The 2,787-nt window shown below is 64.3% G+C and carries 2 protein-coding genes; both read right to left on the bottom strand.

All coding sequences use genetic code 11. The annotated features are described in order from the left end of the window. Nucleotides 1-1,677, bottom strand: a 1,677-nt coding sequence (locus M0954_RS28320) for a two-component regulator propeller domain-containing protein (protein WP_297356801.1), incomplete at its 3' end; no start/stop codon positions are given. Further along, nucleotides 1,619-2,704 (bottom strand): IS630 family transposase, encoded by a 1,086-nt coding sequence (locus M0954_RS28315; RefSeq protein ID WP_297356799.1) that lies wholly within the window; start codon nt 2,702-2,704, stop codon nt 1,619-1,621. The genes M0954_RS28315 and M0954_RS28320, both read right to left, overlap by 59 nt. Nucleotides 2,705-2,787 lie beyond the last annotated feature (83 nt).

Genomic DNA, 2,787 nt, shown 5'->3' with positions numbered 1-2,787 from the left:
GCCATCGTCCACGGAGTAGACGGAGATCCCCCGGTCATCGCCGATCCAGAGCTCCGAAGGGCCGGAGAGGGCCGCAGCGTCATTGGGACTCTCTATCGGCGTACCGCGCTCGTCGTGCATCTCCACGCAGGCGTTCCCCACCATGCGACAAAGATACCGGCCGGTCTGGAACCATTCGTGCGTTCCATCCGCGAGCACACCCACCAGGGGCAAGGCGTCTTGCATCGTGGCAAGCGGTGGTTCGCTGCGCAGGTAAGGGGGCCACGGAGTCAACCGTTGCGCGCCTCGAGGGGTCGAGAGGAAGAGGCCGTTCACTCCCTGGATGACCTGGCCCAGGTGCGCATCATTCAAGATCACCCGCGGCTTGGTTTCAGTGGGGCGCAGCATCAATAGTCGGCCGGCGTCCACCCACCACAATGCACCGAGCGCATCGACACCCAACGATGTGACGAGGCCGTCGGTCGCCGGCGGCGTGCGCAAGGCGCGGAACCGGTGTGCCGACTCGTCCAGCCACGCGATGCCCTTCGCCGTGGCCGCCCACAGCCGGCCGCCCCCCGCGCGGGCGAACGCAGTCACGGCCGGGTGCGGCAGCCCGTTGGCTGTGGTCCAGTGGACGACCGCCCCATAGCCGATCCACCGATGAAGGCCGCGGCCATTCGTTCCCAGCCACAGGAAGCCCTCGGCATCGAAAATCAGGGCGCGGACGACCGTTTCAGGCATCCCGTCGCGTTGCGTCCATTGCCGCCATTGCCGGCCGTCCCAGTGTGCCACGCCGTTATCGGTGGCCGTGACGATGGCTCCCATCGGGTCTTCTGCCAGCGCGATGGAGCCGGCGAATCTGAGCGCGAGAGGCGCATCGAGCGCCGTGAACCGCTCGCTTCCCGGCGTGAGACGTGCCAGGAAGCGGCTGCTGCGTGCCCACACGCTGCCATCCCGTGCAAGCAGGAGCGCGAACCAGGCCGCGAGCGGCAGGCCTTGTGTCGGGCCCCAGGTACTGAGCCGGCCACCCTGCGACAGGCACAGGCCCGAACCGCAACCGAACCACAGCGCGTTGCCGACGGCGAGCACCGGTCCGCCGCGAGCCTCTCGGGTTTCCTCGAAAGGCGCAAATGCAGGCACGGCCACAGGCTGTGCCACCGGCGCTTGCGACGGGGAGGCCGGCACCGTGACGGACCAAAGTCGACTTCGCCAATCCATGGCGAACAGGGCATCGCGGTCGTCGAGAGCAAGTCGCTGGCCCGGGTCCACGAACACCTCCTTGCCATCGGCCCGCAGCACGGCGCTCCAGCGTGGCGTACCCTCCACCTCGCGCCGCAGGTAGAGGCAGGCGCCGGTTTCCACCCAAAGGCGGCCTTGGCGGTCTGCGAGCGCGTTGTCGATCGCCTCTCCCGCTTCGGCGGGCAGAAGCTCGCGGTGGACGCGAAAGCCGTCGAAACGGAACAGCCCATTGTCGGTGCAGATCCAGAGCGTGCCATCTACGGCCTGGGTCAGGCAACTCGCCGACAGGTTGGTGAGGCCGTCGTTCTCCTGGTACGAGTCGAAAATGACGGACTGAGCTTGCGCACCGCGCACGATGGACGCGAGGAGCAGCGAAGCGGCCAGCGCGGCCCGCAGCATCTTAGTGTTCTGATTGAGAAATTCGCAGACAAAATCGCTCGATGCTGGCAAGGATGTCATCCGCAGTCTTCGACCAGGAAAACGGCTGCGGCGAAGCATTGTTGACGTCGAGGTAAGTGCGGATCGACTTCTCAAGTTCTTGCGTCGAACGATGCGTGCCACGTCGAGTGCAACGCTCAGTTAGCGTTGAGAACCAGCGCTCGACCTGATTCATCCACGAGGCAGAGGTTGGTGTGAAGTGGACCTGGAATCGCGGTCGTGCGGCGAGCCACCGCTTGATCGTATCGGTCTTGTGCGTGCCATAGTTGTCCATCACAAGATGGATGTCCAGCGTCGATGGAACGTTGGCTTCGATAGTACGAAGAAACTGCAGGAATTCGCTGCTGCGGTGCCTGCGGTTCGTCTCGCCAATGACTTTTCCGGTGGCCACGTCCAGGGCGGCAAACAATGTCGTCGTGCCGTGGCGCACGTAGTCGTGCGTGCGTTTCTCGGGCAACCCGGGGCTCAACGGCAGCATCGGCTGCGTGCGGTCGAGGGCTTGAATTTGGCTCTTCTCGTCTACGCACAGAACCATCGCCTTCACCGGCGGATTCAGGTACAGGCCCACGATGTCGCGCACCTTTTCGACGAACAGTGGGTCGGTCGATAGTTTGAAGGTTTCCTGCCGATGAGGCTGCAGTCCGAAGGCGTGCCAGATGCGCAGAATCGCGTTTTTGGTCATGCCCATGTCGCGCGCCATCAACCGCGTACTCCAGTGCGTCGCGCCTTTGGGCACGGACTCCAACGTCTTGGCGATCACCGCTTCGACCCGCTCGTCTTCGATCGAGCGCGGCGCGCCGGATCGAGGCGCGTCAAGCAGCCCATCGCGCCGGTATTTGACGAAGCGGCCGCGCCATTTAGACACCGTCTGCTTCGTCACTTTCAAGCGCTCGGCCACGGTGTTGTTGTCCATGCCGTCAGCGCACGCCAAGACGATTCGCGCACGCAGCGCCACGGCCTGTGCGGTCTTGCGTCGCACGGCGAGCGCCTGCAGATCGCCGCGCTCAGCTTCGGTCAATACCAGGGGCGCCTTCGGTCTTCCACGCATTGCAACCTCATCGAGTACTCACGGTATACGATGGACCCAGACGCTCGCAAATAGTTCAACGAACTTCTCAATCACGACACTAG

Source organism: Paraburkholderia sp. (assembly GCF_026225065.1).
Classification (GTDB): Bacteria; Pseudomonadota; Gammaproteobacteria; order Burkholderiales; family Burkholderiaceae; genus Paraburkholderia.
The sequence above is the reverse complement of the archived record's forward strand: the minus strand, read 5'-3'. Positions and strand labels throughout refer to the sequence as shown.